Origin of the sequence: Thermogemmatispora onikobensis (assembly GCF_001748285.1) — a bacterium.
GTDB lineage: Bacteria > Chloroflexota > Ktedonobacteria > Ktedonobacterales > Ktedonobacteraceae > Thermogemmatispora > Thermogemmatispora onikobensis.
Genome location: NZ_BDGT01000017.1, coordinates 65,128 through 83,540, shown reverse-complemented (window position 1 = coordinate 83,540; position 18,413 = coordinate 65,128). Strand labels below are relative to the sequence as shown.

11 protein-coding genes, 1 tRNA gene and 1 pseudogene are annotated in these 18,413 nt (G+C 58.6%); 3 read left to right on the top strand and 10 right to left on the bottom strand.

Going from position 1 to position 18,413, the window contains the following annotated elements; genetic code table 11:
* Nucleotides 1–70 precede the first annotated feature (70 nt).
* Together BGC09_RS09720 and BGC09_RS09715 are read right to left on the bottom strand one after the other, a co-directional pair.
* Entirely contained in the window at nt 71–3,295 is a 3,225-nt protein-coding gene (locus BGC09_RS09720; protein ID WP_069803745.1) for an exonuclease domain-containing protein, read from the bottom strand.
* A 95-nt stretch (nt 3,296–3,390) separates the two neighbouring features.
* A complete protein-coding gene (locus tag BGC09_RS09715; protein WP_069803743.1) occupies nt 3,391–4,062 on the bottom strand; it encodes an XTP/dITP diphosphatase in 672 nt (223 codons plus the stop codon).
* Nucleotides 4,063–4,433: 371 nt separating this feature from the next.
* Here BGC09_RS09715 and BGC09_RS23510 point away from each other — a divergent pair.
* A pseudogene (locus tag BGC09_RS23510) lies at nt 4,434–5,141 on the top strand (HD-GYP domain-containing protein); the annotation flags it as partial.
* A 34-nt stretch (nt 5,142–5,175) separates the two neighbouring features.
* On the opposite strand, the gene BGC09_RS23250 reads toward BGC09_RS23510, so the two are convergent.
* On the bottom strand, nt 5,176–5,547 hold the full coding sequence (locus BGC09_RS23250) for a response regulator (RefSeq protein ID WP_245688580.1): 372 nt from the start codon (nt 5,545–5,547) through the stop codon (nt 5,176–5,178).
* Between the two features lie 448 nt (nt 5,548–5,995).
* On the opposite strand from BGC09_RS23250, the gene BGC09_RS09700 reads away from it, so the two are divergent.
* Nucleotides 5,996–6,067 (top strand) — tRNA-Thr (locus BGC09_RS09700).
* Between the two features lie 240 nt (nt 6,068–6,307).
* Here the strand turns inward: BGC09_RS09700 and BGC09_RS09695 are convergent.
* The 4 genes from BGC09_RS09695 to larC all read right to left on the bottom strand — a co-directional run bounded on the left by BGC09_RS09695 (nt 6,308) and on the right by larC (nt 12,242).
* On the bottom strand, nt 6,308–7,801 hold the full coding sequence (locus BGC09_RS09695; protein ID WP_069803737.1) for an APC family permease: 1,494 nt from the start codon (nt 7,799–7,801) through the stop codon (nt 6,308–6,310).
* A 352-nt stretch (nt 7,802–8,153) separates the two neighbouring features.
* Nucleotides 8,154–9,764, bottom strand: coding sequence for an APC family permease (locus tag BGC09_RS09690; RefSeq protein WP_069803735.1), 1,611 nt, complete (start codon nt 9,762–9,764; stop codon nt 8,154–8,156).
* A 609-nt stretch (nt 9,765–10,373) separates the two neighbouring features.
* Nucleotides 10,374–10,940: a DnaJ family domain-containing protein gene (locus tag BGC09_RS09685; RefSeq protein ID WP_069803733.1), complete on the bottom strand. Its 567-nt coding sequence runs from the start codon at nt 10,938–10,940 to the stop codon at nt 10,374–10,376.
* A 39-nt stretch (nt 10,941–10,979) separates the two neighbouring features.
* Complete coding sequence (larC, locus tag BGC09_RS09680) at nt 10,980–12,242, bottom strand: nickel pincer cofactor biosynthesis protein LarC (protein WP_069803731.1); 1,263 nt, start codon at nt 12,240–12,242, stop codon at nt 10,980–10,982.
* A gap of 238 nt (nt 12,243–12,480) precedes the next feature.
* On the opposite strand from larC, the gene BGC09_RS09675 reads away from it, so the two are divergent.
* Nucleotides 12,481–13,458: a sensor histidine kinase gene (locus tag BGC09_RS09675; protein ID WP_084658303.1), complete on the top strand. Its 978-nt coding sequence runs from the start codon at nt 12,481–12,483 to the stop codon at nt 13,456–13,458.
* Between the two features lie 183 nt (nt 13,459–13,641).
* Here the strand turns inward: BGC09_RS09675 and glgA are convergent, their stop codons facing one another.
* The 3 genes from glgA to BGC09_RS09660 all read right to left on the bottom strand — a co-directional run bounded on the left by glgA (nt 13,642) and on the right by BGC09_RS09660 (nt 18,314).
* A complete protein-coding gene (glgA, locus tag BGC09_RS09670; RefSeq protein ID WP_069803727.1) occupies nt 13,642–15,111 on the bottom strand; it encodes a glycogen synthase GlgA in 1,470 nt (489 codons plus the stop codon).
* 202 nt (nt 15,112–15,313) lie between these two features.
* Entirely contained in the window at nt 15,314–16,819 is a 1,506-nt protein-coding gene (locus BGC09_RS09665; RefSeq protein ID WP_141727712.1) for a hypothetical protein, read from the bottom strand.
* 514 nt (nt 16,820–17,333) lie between these two features.
* On the bottom strand, nt 17,334–18,314 hold the full coding sequence (locus BGC09_RS09660) for a c-type cytochrome (protein WP_069803723.1): 981 nt from the start codon (nt 18,312–18,314) through the stop codon (nt 17,334–17,336).
* Nucleotides 18,315–18,413 lie beyond the last annotated feature (99 nt).

The window sequence follows — 18,413 nt, the reverse complement described above, 5'->3', positions numbered from 1 at the left end:
TCGACTTGCTTGCTGCTCGCTACCGTCTACGCTTCAATGCCAGTACGATACCATAGGGCGCAGACGCGGGTCAAGTTTGCTCGATGTCGAGACCGGGCCGCGACTGGTCCCCGAGGCCATTCACCCCCAGGCCATCAGAGGTCAGCCAGTCTAAAACAGCCTCGGACATCTGGGCCACACTGTCCTGACGCTGCGAGCAACGTGGCAGCGAGTGCAGAATCAGCTGTCCATACTCCTTCGAGATCAGGCGCCGATCAAAGATAATGACGCTATTGCGCTTCCTGCCGCTCCAGGCCAGGCGGTTGAGCGTTCGCCGCAGGCGCAGAGCGGCGACGGGCACGGTCATTTGATGGAGCTGGTCGGCATACTGCTCGGCGCGTGCGGCCAGCGGGGGATCATTGAGAGCCGGCATTGGCAGGCGGGTGATAAACAGGCAAGAGGGCAGCGTCGGCAGTTCTTCGACCCCTTCCCAGAAACCTCCAGCTCCAAAGAGCATAACCCGCGGCTGTTCGGCGAAGATCTGCCAGAGCTGGCGCGGGGAGCCATCGATGCCATGACCGAGCAGAAGGATATCGCGGGCCTCCAGAGCGCTCTTAATGAAAGAGTACGAATTGCGCAAGGCGGCATGAGAAGTGAATAAGACCAGGATCTGGCCCTCTAAAGCTTCGGCCATCTGGAGAATGGCCTCATCCAGGCGCCGCTGATACTGGGGCATATTCGGCTCAGGGACATCGTTAGGAATGTAGAGCAGCGTCTGAGCGCAGCGATCGACTTCGAGCGAATAGGCTGGGCAGTGCTCCAGCTCCAGCGCCAGCCGGCCCCGCACAAAAGAGAAATCGCCGGCGACCGCTAAGGCCACGCCCGCCAGGACGGTTGCCCGCTGTGGCAGGAAGAGCAGGCGCTTCAGCATGGGTGCAACCTGAATCGGCTGGCCGTAGATAGCCGGGGCGTGCTCCAGCGGCTGCTCCACCAGCGGGGCCACAGTCGCGCTATCTAAAGCGCGAGGTTGCGGATGCAGCGGGGTTGGCGGAACCCGCAGCCAGTAGACCATCTCCCCTTCTGTGAGGGCAAAAGCCTGGTCCCCCTGCTCTTTCAGAACGCGCAGTCGTTGAGCGCTCATGGCAAACTCTGCCGCCAGGGCGTCGCTTAAGAGTCCTGGCCGCTCCTGGCGCGTTCTATTGCGGTTGCCCGTCAGCAGCAAGCGTTCAGCCTCCTGAGCCAGCTCGATCACCGTTTGTAGGCGCTGCGACAGCTGACGCCAGGCATGGGCCGCCTCATCCCAACTCTCCAGATTGAGCAGGGAACGCTGGAGGCGCAGGGCCTGGTCAAGGCGTTCGGCGAAGCGAGAACTTTGACCCTGGTTGCGTGCCACCTGCGAACGTCCACGCTCATGGCGAGACCCCTGATTGGCAGCAGGGGCACGCAACGCCTCATCCAGCAAGTGAGTCAGCGCAAGGAAAAAGTGATTTGCCGCCCCAGTGGCCTGACGCAGAGCCTGGAACCAGGAGAGCAAGCGCGTATCCAGCTCGGTCCGCGTGACCGTAGAAGAGGATGCCAGCTTCAGGGGAGCAGTGACGGACGGAGGAACCTCCTCGCGCAAGGCTGGAGCCGCGAGCGCCAGCAGACCCTGGTAACGCCCATTGGGCAGCTCGATTCCGAGTGTCTGCAGGAGCGTTAGCAGGCGTCCATGACTCAGCTCTAGCCCGCTACGGCGTGCCCACTCCTCTTCGAGGAGATCAGCATCGAGTATGAGGCGATAGGGAATCTCAGATAAGAGAGAATGGGAAGATGAGAGATCATCGAGCAGCCCTACATGGGTCGTCACCACAATCTGGGCAGCCCGTACGCGCTCCTCGGCTCGTTGATAGAAGCAGTAGCCCTTGCGACGATAGGCACAGCGCTCATAGATGCTGCCCAGGCGCTCATCGCTTGCCACAAGGCGCTCGCTTCCCGAACAGATGCGCTCCCAGCTCGCAACTTCGTAGGGCAAGAGCGTCAACTCGCCACGCTCACCCGTCAGCGTCTCCTGGGCCCACAGCGTAAACTTTGCAAAAGCACGAGCCTCCTCCGCGCGTGGCCCACCTCCCACTCGCACCTGGGCGGCTCCAAACCAACGATGCAAACAAAGATAGCCATCGCGTTCGGCCAGATAGGCCACCGAGAAACGCGCTCCTAGCTGCTCCTGGAGGCGGGGCAGCAAGGCATCTCTGATGCGATAGGCCGCCTGCGTGGAAGCGCAGCTGATCAGCAGACGAGGCAAGGGTCGCGAGGCTGCCTCTGTCTGCTTGGAGGCATCTTTGAGCCATTCAAGAGCCGTGAGCAGTAGCGGCATATAATCGTCGCTACCGAGCGTAGTCTCGATTAAAGCGGTCCCGCAGCGAGCAAAGGTTTCTTGCAGCTGATACTGCAAGGCAGCATAGCTAGTGAGGTGCTGACGTTCGCACTCTGAGCGTCTGGCCTCAAGCAGGATCTGCAGGTCAGGCACCATCTCTGGCGAGGCGGACATGAGAGGCTGAGCCAGCGAACGAGGGCGCTCGTCAGGAGGAGGCACGGTCTCGGGGGACAGGGCAGGGAGTGGCGAGCCGGCGTGCGCTACTGCGAACGAGAGAACCCGCGGGTCCATGCCCAACTGCGCGGCAAAATGCTGACCAAGGTTGCCCCAAATGGGGCCGCGCTGCAGCCCCTGCTCGCGCTGACGCTCGTGCAATTCCTGGCGAAAGAAGGTCAGCAGCGGCCAATCAGGCGGGGCATCAAGATGAGCAAGCTCCTCAAGCGCCGCCAGATCAATTGCCTGCAGGCGCTCATAGAGGGCGAGAAAGACATGCATAGCCAGCAAGGTATCGGCCATAGCCCGATGGCGCTCGGGGGAGCTGGGCACCCCCAAAAAACGCGCCACGTACCCCAGGCTGTAGCTCGGCAAGGAGGGGAGCAGCACCGACGCCAGCTCGAAGGTATCGATCAGCTGGTTATGATACGCCAACCCCTGTCGACGTAAGAAGCTCACATCAAAAGGGATGCTGTGCCCAACAATCGGAAAGCTGCCGACAAACTGCTGGAGCTTGCGCGCGATCGCCTCAAACGAAGGTACTCCGATCAGCTGCCGCGGCGTAATTCCCGTCAGGCGCTGCACCCGGTAAGGGATGGAGCGCCCCGGCGCCACCAGCGTTTCGAGCCGATCGAGGATCGTCGTGCCCTGGAACTTGACCGCAGCCACTTCGAGGATAGCATCTTGCTCTACGTGCAGGCCGGTTGTTTCCAGATCAAGCGCGACCCGGATAGGCGGCTTCTTCCCCATAGGAAATCTTTCTCTCCTGCTTGCTCACTCGCTCTTGTGCTCACCTGCTTGCTTGCGTACTTAGCGACCGCTGCTCTCCCAGCCGCAAGGCCAGGCTAAGGCAGAGTGTTGGGCAGGTCGGCAGAAGTAGCGAAGGGAGGCCAGCTTGCGAGCAGTCTCCGTGCCAGTTGAGCCGCCCTTCCCCGGTGACTGATGCGATGCTTCTCCTCCGGGGACAGCTCGGCTGTGGTCTTACCAAGCTCAGGAACGAGGAAAATTGGATCGTAGCCAAAGCCGTTGTTGCCGCGCGGCTCTTCGGCGATCTGACCTTCTACGACCCCTTCGACCGTGCGGCAGTAGCCCCAAGGCTCCGCAATGGCTATGCAACAGCGGAAACGCGCCGTACGTTGCTCCGGTGGAAGTCCTCGCAGACGCTGCAAGATAAACCGGAAGCGCTCCTCGTAGGGCGTCTCCCGCCCCATAAAACGCGCAGAATAGACGCCGGGCGCACCGCCCAGGGCATCGATCTCTAGACCTGAATCGTCAGCTAGCGCCAGTAGACCTGATGCTTTCGCATAGGCCCGCGCTTTGAGCTCAGCATTCTCACAGAACGTTTGCCCGCTCTCCTCTACCTCCAGCGTCAGCCCAATGTCTGCCGGGGAGACTACATGAAAGGGCAGGGCCTTGAAGAGCGCGCGCAGTTCTTCTAGCTTATCGCGATTCGCCGTCGCTAGCAGCAAGCGCCTTGGCTCTTGAGTGGGTTGATCGCTTGTCTCGCGTTGCTTCATCGACTTCAGATCACCACGGAGCAGACGCAGGAGGGAACACTCATCTCGTCAGGAGCCGTTAATGGGAACCGCTTCCCTTCCTTCGCCCTGATTTCCTGCGCAGGCAAGACCTTCTCAGGCCCGTTCGCTCCTTGTCCCAGGCGGATGATTTCGGATTTGATCCCATATTACCATACCGGGGTCACCTTGTCGAGAGGAGAAAGGGCCGCTAAACGCCCTGCCACCGGTCTCGCGGGACCGCCAGCGGCTACCTCCATCTTGTCGCCCATTGCCCCACCTTCAACCTTTTCGCCGACTGAAACGTATCTTTCTTAGAAGAGCGAACGATTAGACGAGCGAAGAAAAGCCTGCCAGACTGATCTGGATACGAGATGATGAGGTACAACTCGAACGATGACAGCAGCGCTGCTGGAGAACGAGCAAGACAGTCAACATCGGTCGCGGCTCGTTCTGGCTGGCAGCAGCGCCGAGCAAAGCGGAAAAGCGATTACGATACCTTGCCGAGGGGCTCAACCCCAGAGCCAATGGGCACACCACCAGGGCTGACAGCTTCTCTTCAGCAGGAGCCACCGCTCCCGGCTGGCGGCTTTGCTCATCTCCTTCGGTCGCTGCGCGAATACGACGGGCAGCTCTACCATCACTCGCTAGACGTCTACTTGCTTACAGCACCACTCCTGCAGGCTCTCCGTCTGTCGGCGCATGACAGTATCTTGATCGAGTTGGCCGCTCTTTTCCACGACCTCGGCAAACTGGCGCTGCCTAGACAGCTCTTGCATAAAGCGACAGCGTTAACTGCAGAGGAGTTCGCGCAGATCCGCACCCATTGCTTGAAAGGGGCCTTGCTCCTGAGCCGCCTGCAGGCTCCCCAGACGATGGTACAAGCCGTTTACCACCATCACGAGCGCTGGGATGGCCACGGCTATCCAACCGGGCTGGCCGGCGAGGCGATCCCTCTCGGCGCCCGCCTGATTGCGATCAGCGATGCTTTTGCCGTCATGACCAGCGGACGCAGTTACCAGGCGCCACGCTCCCCCCACCAGGCCCTAACGGAGCTTCGCCGCCATGCCGGCACCCAGTTCGATCCCACCCTGGTTGAGCTTTTTGCTCTGGCCCTCAAGAGCCGGGAGGCACTGCACCGGGTAACAGCATCGCCATTAGCCGGAGAAGCTCCTCTAGATCAAAAGGCTTGCGCAATAGATAAATACCGCGACGGCGTAGCTCTTCAAGCGGTAGGTCATTCCAGGCTGTGATGAGCACCGTAGGCACATTGCGCATGGTCTCAATCTCCTGCAAACGGTCATACAGTTCCAGACCATGCATACGCGGCAGCCGATAGTCTAACAGGATCAGCGCCGGCCTGACATGCGGAGCAGCATACAGCGTCAGCTCGCTCTCGCCAATCCAGAGCGGGCGGTAGTCCGTGCGCTCAAGAATGACCATTTGCAACAGCTCGCTGACGTCACGATCGTCATCTATAATCAGCACCGTCTTGCTTTCCTTCATAGGTCAGCCTGCAACTATTCTCGGCAAAGAGACAACCTTCTCATTTCGATAGAATAAGCACTACTTTCCTCCTTCGATAGAGACGCACCAGCTCCGCAAGAGGCACTCCTCTTTCAGAGAGTACTATTCTGGCTCAGGCTCGCCCCGGCCTGCCCTCTTCCGCCCCGCGGAGCATCCTGCCCCCGGAAATGAGGACGCCCGCACCAGTTGAAGCGGATAGCCTTTCTGCCAGCATGTATCTCCGCTGCGCTGTCAGCCACTTCACTGCGCCTGCGTGCGGCAGGATGCTCCTGGCCTGCGCGCCAAAACTGGTGCTTGACAGCCGCTCCAGATGAGGGGTATAATCAGAAGCGGCAATAGCCTCCGTGGCTAGCTCGGCCTGGAGTATTCAGGGTCGGAATGGTGCAGTTCCTTGTTCACCCTACTTCTAGCCGGTGTAGCTCAGTGGTAGAGCAGCGCCCTCGTAATGCGCAGGCCGTCGGTTCGAGTCCGACCACCGGCTCTTTTTTTTAGGTCGCTTCTGACTCCTCTGCCTATCGCTTTGCGCTTTGCTTTGCAGCATAGTTTCCTCGCCTCTCCTTCCCAGGAAACTTGCCTCCCCTAACCGATCACTGCAGGTGCGGGTCACCTATCGCCGCAGATATCGAGCCAGGCCAACTCGGACAGATACCCGCCTGGCCAGCTCCCCACGCAAGGGAGCGATGACGGAGGTCTTTCTCCTCTCCCCAGACTTGACGGCCAATTACTCGCCGCTCAAGCCCTGCCAGTCGGCCTCGCTGGCGGCGAACATGCTACCGATGGCCGCGATAATGAGACAGAAGCAGGTCACTCCTCCGATAATGTACCACCAGCTACTATTGGGAATGAGGGCCGGAATCCAGGAGAAAATCAGGGAATCGACGACAGCGAAAAGGGACGAGAGGAGGCCCAGGACAACGCTTCCCCAGAGGATTGGCGCCGGGAAGATCAGCTGAGCATGAAATGCTTCTCGATTGCGCAGGGCCAGCATGATCAGGTTGGCAAAGAGAAATGAGGCAGAGGTCGCCCAGACCAGCGTCGAAGAGGCCAGCATTACATTGTAGACTTCAGTGGTCAAGTCGACAGGAGAGCCAACGTGCACCACCAGCGGGGCCACAATGAAAATGAGGGCGGTGAGCATGATGGCCATGATGGTCTGAAAGAGGATGGCTCTGGCCGGAATGCGGTTGCGACTGAGACGCCCCACACCAGCAGGGAGACGTTGATCAATTCCCGCCACTAGCAGTAAGCGCGCATAGCTGCAGTTGTAGGCCACAATCGCGGTGAAAAAAAAGATGATCAGGCAAACAGCCATGAGGTTGCCAGCGATTTTGCCAAGGCTGAGATCAACAGTGGCCACCAGGGCCGGCAGCAGAGCCCCACTGGTCGGACCCTCGACGACAAGCAGGGCCGTTGTGGCGATCACGTAGCCGAGTAAGACAACCAGCGGCCCCCAGCAGAGGTGGCGCGTGATCACCCGTCGGTGCTTGATCTCACCGGCCATGTTGAGCGGCGTCTCAGCTCCGAGATAGGCCAGAATGACCAGGCCAAAGGTGGCAATGTTCCCACCATGTGGAACAAGGGCAGGCAGCCAGGGCCCTACCTCGCCAAAGTTGCTCAGGGGTGCATGTCCACTGAGCAGCCACCAGGCTGCCGCTCCCCCCAGAATGATCAGCGCTCCCACAATGGCGCCCGCCGCTGCCAGAATGACATTCGCTACGGTGCGAAAACGCTGGAGCGAGAGTAGGCCAGCCAGTGCCAGCGTGCCGATGATGATCAGTCCCTGCTGCCAGGGCAGCATCACCCACTGCCGATTTAACCCTTGAATAAAGGCCAGAACATTATCGGCGGCACTGACCATCACAAGAACACCTGGGAACCAGGCACAAAAAGCCGCAAAGAAGCTCCAGTAGCCTCCAAAGGCTTTGTGAGTCCAGTTATAGAGCGATCCCTCGTATGGAAACATCACCCCCAGTTGGGCAGTGGCGATGACACTGGGCAGAAAGAAGACCAAGGCCCCAATCACCAGATAGGTGAGCGCCGCCGGTCCCGCCGTACTGGCCGTGTTGCAGTTGGTAATGAAGAAGACAATCACGATAAAAAAGGCGGTCATTTCCAGGGTGCCCAGCACCGCCGGCATGGCTTTGACGACGTATTCCTCTGAGGCCAGCGGCTCTTGAGCACTGTGCCATTTGCTCCTCTCTGAATAGAGCGCCATGCGTTTTCTCCCCCTGACCCGCACCTTCCCACCCGCGCCGGCAGCAATCTCGCTGCCCCTCTCCGCTCTCCTTCCTTTCTCTTCCCCGGCCAGCTGGTGACGGGTTCGCTGTTCTCTATGCTGAGTGTACTGCTTTATCTCTCTTTTTCAAGAAAAATAACACAAGATTGGCCACATTTAGCTATAAATAGAAGATGTTGTATTTAACAACAAGATGAGAAGGAGGAGAGCGGGCCAGGAGAGGCTTTTGGGAGCTGTCCCGTTGCTCTCCTGACCCTTACTCAAGAGGCGGTGCAGGATGGATCAGTCTGTTGTGGAGGCAGGCAAAAGCGCCTCTCTGTTGACCTGCAGGCTAGGCGACATCGCCACGCACGATACGCCCCATCTTCTCATAGCGCTCTGGATCGCGGCGCGCCAGATAATTCGCGTAAAGCAGGCCACAGATGATCCAGGCGAGGACGAACAGCGGCAAGATATTGGTTGGGAAGGGAGTGGGAGCAAAACCCAGCGTTGTGAAGAAGGCGCCGACAGGGCCTGGGATTGCCGGCATGATAAAGGAGGCCAGTGGGATGAGCAGGACCACCGAGCTGAGCAGCGGCGCCACCACATGGCGCAAGATCCCAAAGCTGGAGCGGTCAAAGCGCCAGGCAAAGAGGGGAGCCGCCAGGTTGACCATGATGTAAACGATGATGAAGGCGATTGTCCCCGCCGTGGCAAGCCAGGCATAAGGAGCCAGCCCATCTACCTGCTGATAGCCGTTGCCTGACAGGCCAAAACCATAGCTACCTGTCCCCGGCTTCTGCGTCACTAGAGCGAAGAAGGCAATCAGCAGACAGGTAAAGAGCGACTGCGCCACAATAGCGATATGGGGACTGCGATAGCGGGGATGTGTCTTTCCAAAGAGGGGTGGCAGGATGCCTTCCCGCCCCATAGCGTAGAGATAGCGCACCATGCCATTGTGAAAGGCAAGACCACAGGCTAAGGCGCTGGTGCTGATGGCAATGATCATCAGGGCCTGCAACCAGCCGCCGACGTAGTCCGTGGCCAGGGCGTAATAGGCGGTGCTGGGATTGGCGGCAAACTGATCCACAGCGTGCTGCCAGCCGTAGCCGATGGTCGCTGAGTAGGACGTCCAGACATAGAGGATGATCAGGAAAGCTACGACGCTGAAGATGGCTACCGGGACTGCCAGACGCGGGTTGCGGGCCTCTTCTCCGTAGACAGCTCCAGCTTCGAAGCCTACCCAGGACCAGACTCCCAAGGCCATGCCGATCCCAATGCCAAGCACTCCCCCTGGCGCCGCTCCTTTGAGGTCTGCCCCCGCCGCACTGAAGGTGTGCAGCAGGTCATGGCCGCTCGCTCCTCCGCGCAGGCAGATCACCAGGTCAAGGATAACGAGTACACTGATCTCCAGGATCAGGAAAGGGGCCATGGCAAAGACTGACCATTTGACGTCAAAGTAGGAGAGAAGGAAAATGAGGAGCGTTCCAATGAGGGCCCAGCTCACCCACCCACCAGGTAGATTGAGATGGAGATAGGTTGCAAATGAGCTGTTGGTGTAGGAGCCAAAGGCTCCCATCAGGGCCGCTTCAAAGAGGGCATAGCCGCCCATCATGAGCCAGCCCGCCTGGAAGGCTGTGCCTTTTCCAAGGCTGTGACTGACCCAGGTGTAAAAACCACCTGCAGAGGTCAGCCGGCGCGAGAGATAGACAATGGAGACCCCTAGCAACAGGAGTCCTATCCCCGAGAGGAGGAAGACAAGCGGGGAGGCCGCCCCCGCCTGCTGGGCTATGGGCGGCACGTTGAAGAGCATGGCTGAGATGGGAGCCGAGCCGGCAATGCAGAAGTAGAGCACGCCAGGCAGGCCAATGACGTTCTTGTGCAGCTTGTCAACGTCGGCTTGATCAACATCTATATCCCCCTCAAGCAGCCCTTTCCGTACCAGTTCATCTTGCGTTGCCAATGTCACACCTCCATGCAAAACGTCTCCAGGCATCGCGTCGCTGGCAAAACTGGGGCGGCGCTGACCAGGGAGCCGCCGGCAGGCCCCCTGCCCGCAACACGCCCCTTCTCTTTTCTGAGCCGGCTCGCTGGAGAAAAAGGAGGGAAGAGATCTTTCTCTGCTACCTGTGAGCTAGCCAGGCACCAGTAAGCCTCAGAGTGGAGGCTCCCCCGCTTGTGCGTGGAGCGCAGGCATACCCAAGGGTTGCGTTTAGGGAGCCCCTCCTTGATCCCTCCGATAGGCAGTCTACTCAGTCTAGAGAAGGACTGCTATGCTGCTCCTCTGAGTAGGAATATTTGCTTACAGCGTTACTGACGCCGGTAGATGGCCCATTCTGAGAGAGGTAGTGAGGCCCTGGGACCTGACGCGAGGCTCGGGGTCTGCCCGGAAGCAAGTTTTCTGTCATTCTGTCCGGTGTCCTCCTGACCACTGATCTCCCCAGCAGCCTTTCGACCGCTCTTGCTCCAGCCAGGCTTCCCAAGCCTTACGAGTCAGACCCTACTGGCGCTTGCCAGCCTCACCAAAGACACAGCGGATGGCGGTGATGGTGTGCCCGGGCTAAGCGGGGCTTCAGAGAGGAAATGGTGGGCAACTTTCGCGGAATGCCCTGACCTTGCTTTCGACGTCTAGCATGTTCATATGCATCGCTGGCGGAACCATCAGGCTAAAAGTCAGAATCTTGCGATTGAGTTCACGCAGGGTCGCCTCGTAGTCGCGCAATGCCTGCGCCAGAGCGGTGTTGAAGGCTCGCTTCTCGCTGGGAAAAGGAGGAAGACGGCGCCTGATCAGTCGCTGGCGCCGCTCGCGCAGTCTGGCCAACCTGGCTTCTGCCTGCTGCAGCTCGCTGCGAATCTCTTTCGCCAGCTCGATCTCTTGGGGAGCAAAACCATTGCTCTTGAGCAGGTGATAGGCTAGCTCTTTCTCACGTGCATAGGGATTCTCATCAAGCTCTAGCGGCTTGCCCATACCCGGCAAATGATCAAATACCCCCCGTTCCTGGGCCTCGCGAATCTGGTCCTCTACAAAGTCTCGAAAACGCCGCTCATCGTAGCCCTTCTGGGTTCGCTCTCCATCGCTCTTCGCTTCTTCTGGCCGCTGCTGCCGTTGGTCGAAGGATCTCCGCTTCTCTAAATCCATGCTTTCCCTCTTCTTCTTCTCCTATCTAACCTGATGCGCTCATTCTCTCCCTGCTGCAGAGGAGTCGGTCGCTCCCGCAAGTCCGTCCGCCTGCGCCAGAGCCTGACCTTGAGGGCGAAGGCTCGCGTTCAGACACTGTTCTACAAGCTCATAGACGACGTTTAGAGGTAGCCCGCGTTCTTGAGCCAGGTGACGGCAGCTCTCGTACTCCGGCGCAGCACTCAGCACGCGCCCACCCAAACGCTTGACCTTGATCGTCACTGGTCCCAGCGGGGTAAGCAGCTCTTCCTGCTGGCGCTGAGCCTTGAGGCGCTGCATCTGCTGCAAGCGCACGCCAAGCGTTCCCGAGGAGCGCAGGATCAGCGTCGCCAGCTCCTCGCTCTGCTCTGGACGCGCCAGAACGCTCAGCAGGGTGGCAGGACGATTCTTCTTCATCTGCAAAGGCGAGAACGTTACATCGAGCGCCCCCGCGGCCAGCAGTTCATCCATCAAGGCTCCTAAAAGCTCGGGCGTCGTATTATCCAGGTTGCTCTCGATGAGGGTCACCCAATCACGGTCTAGTTCTTCTCCCGCTGAGCCATCCAGGCGCTCAGCTGTGCCAAGACAGAGGCGTAGACAGTTCGGCCAGGGGAGCCGGCGATGGCCAAAACCATAGCCCACTCGTTCGATACGGATGGCGGGCTGCTCAAAGCGCGCAAGCGTCGCGAGAATAGCCGCCCCAGTTGGCGTGACCAGCTCTCCTTCTACCGGACAGGGCCGCCACGGGGCCGCTACGCGACGGAGAATCTCTAAGGTAGCTGGAGCCGGGACAGGTAACAGCCCATGCGCTGTCTGAACCATGCCGCTGGTGAGCGGCAGCGGCGAAGCGTAGAGCTGCTTGATGCCAAGCACTTCGATGGCAATGGCCGCTCCGACGATATCGATAATAGCGTCAACGGCTCCTACTTCATGAAAATGCACTTCTTCTGGTTCTACTCCGTGTACACTTGCTTCCGCTTCCGCCAGCGTACGAAAGATAGCCAGCGCTCGCTGACGAATCTGAGCAGGCAGAGGAGCATCCTCTAGCATCTGACGGATCTCGGACCAATGCCGCTCTGGCTGATCAGGGTTCTCTAAGACCACCTCGAAGCGTTGACCGTGGATTCCTCCTTGTTCGACCGGCTCCCTGCGCAGCTGATAGCCTTCGACTGGGAGCAGCGCCAGCAGCTGCTGCAGGCTCTCCCACGAGAGTCCCGCATGAAGCATCGCCCCCAAGAACATGTTGCCGCTTATCCCCGAATAGCAGTCCAGATAGGCGATCATTTGCCCTCCTTGTCTCCAAAGTCCTCGCCAGCGACGGCGCACTCCATGACCGGCTCACGAACAACATCCGCCCCTCGATCTCAGGACCAGATGCGGCGGCTAGAACGCTTTCTTCGATTTTGGCCAGCCCCAAGAGTATAATTAAGAGATTGGTAAGAGACCATCTTCGTTCTCCTAGAACAGGACAGGTAACTCGTTCTGAGCCTTGTGCGAAGGGGTCTTAAAGGTGAAGAATTACATGACAATGCTCCGCACCTGCCTGCGCCTCCTGTGCGGGGTCCTGGTAATCATCGGGTTGCTCAATCTCGCCAGCCTGATGGTGCTACCACGCCTTTTTGGTTCATTCAATGCCATGATCTATAGCAGCCTCGTACTGGCAACCGCCCAGATCTTCATCGTCGGCTGCGCCTTCCTCAAGATCAGTAGCGAAGTGCGACATATCGATCAGGAAAATCGACAGCTTCGTCAGCAAAACGAGCAGCTTATCGAGGACCAGAAGAGCCGCGAACAGCTACTGCTCATCCTCAATCACGAAGTCAGAACACCTCTCGCCGCCATCAAGGGCTACGCCGAGTTGTTGCGCTGCTACCGCGAGCACATCCCAGGAGAAGTTGCTGATCAATACCTGCAACAAATCAATCACGCCTGCGATGAAGCCACCTTTATCCTGGATTCCATTAGCCTGCCCCAACGAGCTGGCGGAGAGAGCGGAGTCGAACACCTTGACCTCAAAGAGGCAGTGCTCTCGGTGCTGGCCTCCTTTGCACCTCGCCTGCAATTCGAGCAGCGAACACTTGAGATCCAGTTGAGCAAATGCAGCGTAATAGCACAGCCCCTGCAACTACGCCAGGTGCTGCGAAATCTGATCAATAATGCGCTTTCCTACTCTCACCCCGGGAGCCGCCTCTGGATTACTCTCACCACCGTCAGGCCAGCCAGCGCCCCACCGACTGCCGAGACAGAAGAGCAACAGAAGCAGCGTATCTACCTTGCGATCCAGGACGAGGGCGTTGGCATTCCACCAGAGGAGCAGCAACGACTTTTCCAGCCGTTTCAGCGTCTGGAGAGCGCCCAGCGTCTGGCTCCCCAGGGCAAGGGCCTGGGCCTCTATCTCAGCAAGCGACTGCTCGAAGAGATGGGAGGAGAGATCTGGCTGGAAAGCGCAGGTCTGCCCGGCAAAGGAACCTGCGTCTGGCTGAGCCTGCGCCAGGTCTGAACCGCGCGGGACCGCCGGGTGACCACTCTCCTCCTGCCTGCCCCCCTTCCTTGTCACTCCAGTGTCTGCCCGGTTGCCTCCCTCGCTTGTGCGCTCACTCACCATCGCTTTTGCTGGCCTCCCCCCTCATACGCTAACCGCTGCTGCTCTTCCTCTCCCGCACCAACACGCTCCTGCTCCTCCTTACTTTCCCTGGTGATGAAAGGCCAGGGCATTGCGATACACATCGACGTAGCGCACAGCGGAAGCATGCCAGGAGTAGTCGGCAGCCATCCCTCGACGCTGGAGATCGCGCCAGATATCCGGGAAGCGATACAGCTCCAGTGCGCGCACAATAGCAGCAAACAGTTCCCAGGGATCATAGCGTGTAAAAGTAAAACCATTCCCTTCGCCGCTACGCGGATCATACTCCTGCACCGTATCGGCCAGACCGCCCACGCTATGCACAACAGGGACACTACCATAGCGCATAGCGATCATCTGCCCCAGGCCACACGGCTCGAAACGCGAGGGCATCAGGAACATATCACTGCCGCTATAGATGCGATGAGCTAACTCCGTATTGAAGGTAAAGAAGCTGGCCACCTGATCTGGATACTGCTGCTCCAGGCTTTGGAACAGCTCCTGATAGTGTGGATCACCAATCCCCAAAACCACAAACTGCACTCCCTGGGCCAGCAGTGGATGGGCGATCTGCGCCAGGAGATCGAAGCCTTTCTGATCGGTCAGACGAGAGATCATTGCCAGCAAGGGAACATCGGGACGCACAGGCAAGTGGGCCTGCTGCTGCAATGCTCGCTTATTCTCAGCCCGCCGTTCTAGTGCATTGGAGTTGAAAGGAGCTGCAATATAGCGATCGTTCGCGGGGTTCCACTCTTCATAATCAATACCATTGAGAATGCCGAAGAGTCGGTCCTTGCGCGAACGCAGTAAGTGATCGAGTTTCTCCCCAAAGGCGGGCGTCAGGATCTCCTGAGCGTAACGTTCACTGACCGTCGTAATGGCATCGGCGAAGAGGATGCCGCGCCCCATGATATCAACCACATTGGCCAGCTCGGCGATCTGCGGATAGAGAAAGCCATTGGCTGCCACCCCAGCCACTTCGAGGATGCGATAGCCAAAGATGCCGTGGTAGGCCAGATTATGGATGGTATAGACGGTGGCAGCCCCCCCATAAAAAGGGTCGTGTCGATAGATTGTATGCATCCAATTCGGCACGATGCCAGTATGCCAGTCGTTACAATGAATAATATCGGGTGACCAGTCGAGCGCACGCATGGCTTCGAGGGCAGCGCGACAGAACAAAATGAAGCGCTCGCCATCGTCAGTATAGCCATAGACATTCTCGCGCTCAAAAAAGCGGGGGGCATCGATCATGTAAACCGGAATATCGTTGCCGATCGTGCCACGGCGCACGCTCACCTTTGCCTGGAACTTATTCATGTCCACCGTGATGCTATCGAGCACCGGCGTGAGCTGAAAGCGTTCAGGATCGACCTGGCGATAGCGCGGCATGGCCAGGCGTACATCATGTCCCAGGGCCTGCAGGGCCTTGGGGAGGGCGCCAACCACATCAGCCAGGCCGCCGACCTTGACAAAAGGCACGATTTCCGCGGCGAGAATTAAAATCTTGAGCGGACTCTCACTCTGCATACTGCCTACCTGGTCTTCCCGTTCTCACAATCTGTCCCCCATTATACATCATTCCGCTGCCAAAAAAGAGAGCGTCGCAGGCGCTGGTCCCTGCACTGATCTCACGGATACCAGCCAGCCCTGCGACGCTTTTCTGAAAGAGCGCTAGCCGCTCCTCTTCTTGCTCAGGCAGCCTTCTCCACTGCCTTTCTCTCTCCCCAGACTACACCTTATAGCGATTGCGCACCAGGAAGTAGAACTGGAGAGCGGCAAGCAAGCCCATCAGGACAAAGACAATGATCGCGTCGGGCGCGCCTTTGCCGGGGATCAAGAGGCCCGGCGTAAAGGTAATATTCGGCTCTGTCTCTCGGAAGCCGGGGATCGAGAAGAAGGCAAAGGCGGCAATATAGACGAAGAGACAGGTGCCCACCACAAGCCACTGGCCGAGACAGCCGAGATTGCGCTCGCCCACCACGGAGAACTCGCGCCGCGCCACGCTTGTCCAGATCGTGACCATGACCAGCGTGCCGCCACAGAGGAGCAGAGCGATCAGCGCCTCCTCGGGATGCAGGTGGGTCACCAGGGTCGCCAGGCCCAGAATCGCCGCCACCCAGAAACTTCCAATGATGACCAGGTTGCGGTTCGTACGCCAGACGCGAACCGCCGCCATCAGCAGGACAAAGAAGTTCATCGTCAAGAAAGCATCGACGATGTAGCCAGCTTGCTGCGAGAAGGTACAGGAACCCGGCACCACCGACTTACGCGCACAGACCGTCAGCCAGTCACCAAGACCCGCCAGAGACCAGCTGTGAATCCAGTCAAGCAACGGATAGAGGAAGAACCAGAGCAGCAGGAAAGCCAGGCCGAAGGGCAGGAGATTGACCCCCACTGCATAAAAAGGCGCCATGACACGCTTGCGCACCGGGCGCATCAGATAGTGAAGGCGCAGAGCAAAAGCCCCCAGAGTCGCAGCCACGGCAATGGCTAGCAGCGTGCCCTCGATAGCATTCACCACAAAGAGACCGGTGATCATCCCACAGCCCTTGGCGAAATCGATCGCTGCGGGGCAGGACGGATTGATGCGGGCCGCCAGGGCGTTGGGATCAACCAACATGGAGAAGAGCATGTAGGCAAAGAGGACCACACTGCCCAGGACCGTGAGGCTACGAATCATCGGCGTGGTCCCGGGATCGCTGCGATCGGGATCGCGCTGCTCCTTGAGCGCCAGGCCCCCATAGAACATAGCAGCTGCTCCGGCGATGAGGAGCACAATGGCGATCAACACAAAATCAACAGCCCCCGGCTCCAGCCAGAGCACATTTCCATCGAGGAGCGGGTTCCAGAAGAGGTTCGCCGATGGAAAGTACTGGCTGTTCGTCGTGACCCCCCCTGCCGTCACCGGGGTGAGCACGGCCCAGAAGAGCAGCGCCAGCCCCCCGACGAAGAGCACCAGGCCCAGGCCCACAAAGAGCATAGGCGGTAGCAACGGCTTGGGGTCAAAGAGAAGGACAATAACCTCAACAACGAAGAAGCCGAGCAAGCAGACCAGGCCGAGGGCAAGCGAGCCTTGCTCCATGCCCTGCAGCGTGGAAGCTGTCAGCTCATCGAAAATATAGCCCGGAAGCTGCCCGATCAGCAAGGCTGTAATGAAGAAGAAGCCGACACCAAAGATCAGGGCACGTGCCCACGACATGCGCTCAGGCAGCTCCCGTGGTTGAACTCTCTGCATAGTTGCCAGCCCTTTCAACGACATGTACCACAAACAGTTGCGGCGACATGCTTGATATGGGGCACGAAGCCCCGCTCTGATCATCGCGCCTTTCGCCGGGAGTAAGAGACTTCCCCTGGCCGCTCGTCAGTCCATGCTAGACCAGCAACCCCTGGCATTGCCTTGCAGACCTCCATATGGGCCAGGAGACCATCCCTCCCGGGAGCGAGCAATTGCTCGCTGATCTGCAGCCATTGATCTACCCTCTCTCTGCTCCCAGCTGGTGATCTCCTGGCCAGTAGTTCCTTGCGCGGCGAAAGGCGCCCTCACGCTCATCTGCGCTGACGTTGGGCGTCTACGCAGACCCCAGTATCCACCTGGCTGCCAGCCTATACAGTCCGTGCTCCTCCTGCTCTCTCAGCCTCTCTCAGCCTGACTCAAGAGAGCAGCAAAGGAAGCGATCAGGTAGTCAGACATTATATACAAGGCTGGCAGCCAGACCAAGCAGGTCGCACTCTCAGCAAGCGGCTTCTGATTAGGGCACAATCAAGAGAACCGCCACCATGCTTGGATGGTACTGGCAATAGTAGTAGACCTTATGGTCCTTATTCAGATTATAGGCCGCCATCGTCACCGTGTAGCTGAAGGTACCATTGGTCAAGATCGGCTTTGACAGACCAGAGTCGAAAATGTTTGAGGCGATCTTCTTATTGTTGAGATCCTCCGTCTGCAGAGCCGTGACCGTATGAGCCTGAGTATCCTTATTCACCCAGGTAATCGTGGTTCCGACCTTCACCTTCACATAGATCGGATCATAGCAGGCCGGCGAGCAGCTTGCCCCACTGGGGGCAGTCACCATATCGATCGTGACATTCTTTTTCGAAGTCAGATCGACCGGATTGCCAAACTGACCGCTACTCTCCTGAGCGACCGCTGTCTGATAGGCCGTAGGGTTATTCTTCTGGATTAGCCCCGGCACCTGGTCAAAGCCGTTACCAGATGGCAGACCATTGGCCTTCAAATAATCCGGATCAGACGAGCGAATCAGCTCAAAGAGATATTGGATATCAATGTTGGTCAGAGGGCCACCATAATCCTCACTCCAGGCCGGCATGATTGCCACGTTGAGCTGATTAGTACTTGTATTATAGATACCCGCGCTAATAATGCGCAGCAGATCATTATCGCTCAACTTATTGACCTGGGGATTATTGTTCAAGCTGGGGCCGACACGCCCCTGGCCCTTCGTACCATGACACTGGAAGCAGTACTGAGCATATAGCTCAGCGCCGCGCTCCAGAGCCGTTTGATGCTGCTGGACCTTAGCCATCGCCTGGCCATTACTCTCCATGATCCAGAAGACAGGGATCATCAGCGTGATCAGGGAGAGCATGATCAGCGCCCCGTAGCCGCTCTTCTGAACCGCATTTGTACGCGAGTAAAAGAGATAGAGCAGGCCGCCAACGGCCACCAGCAGCACGACAATGCCTATAGCTGCCTGGACAGGATTGATCATACGCGCTACCTTTCCAAGAGTTTTCCCTGTGTCCCTTCTCTTACCTCCAGCCAGGAACCTGCACGGGGAGCAGGCAGCCTCCAGATGTCAGAGGCCAGC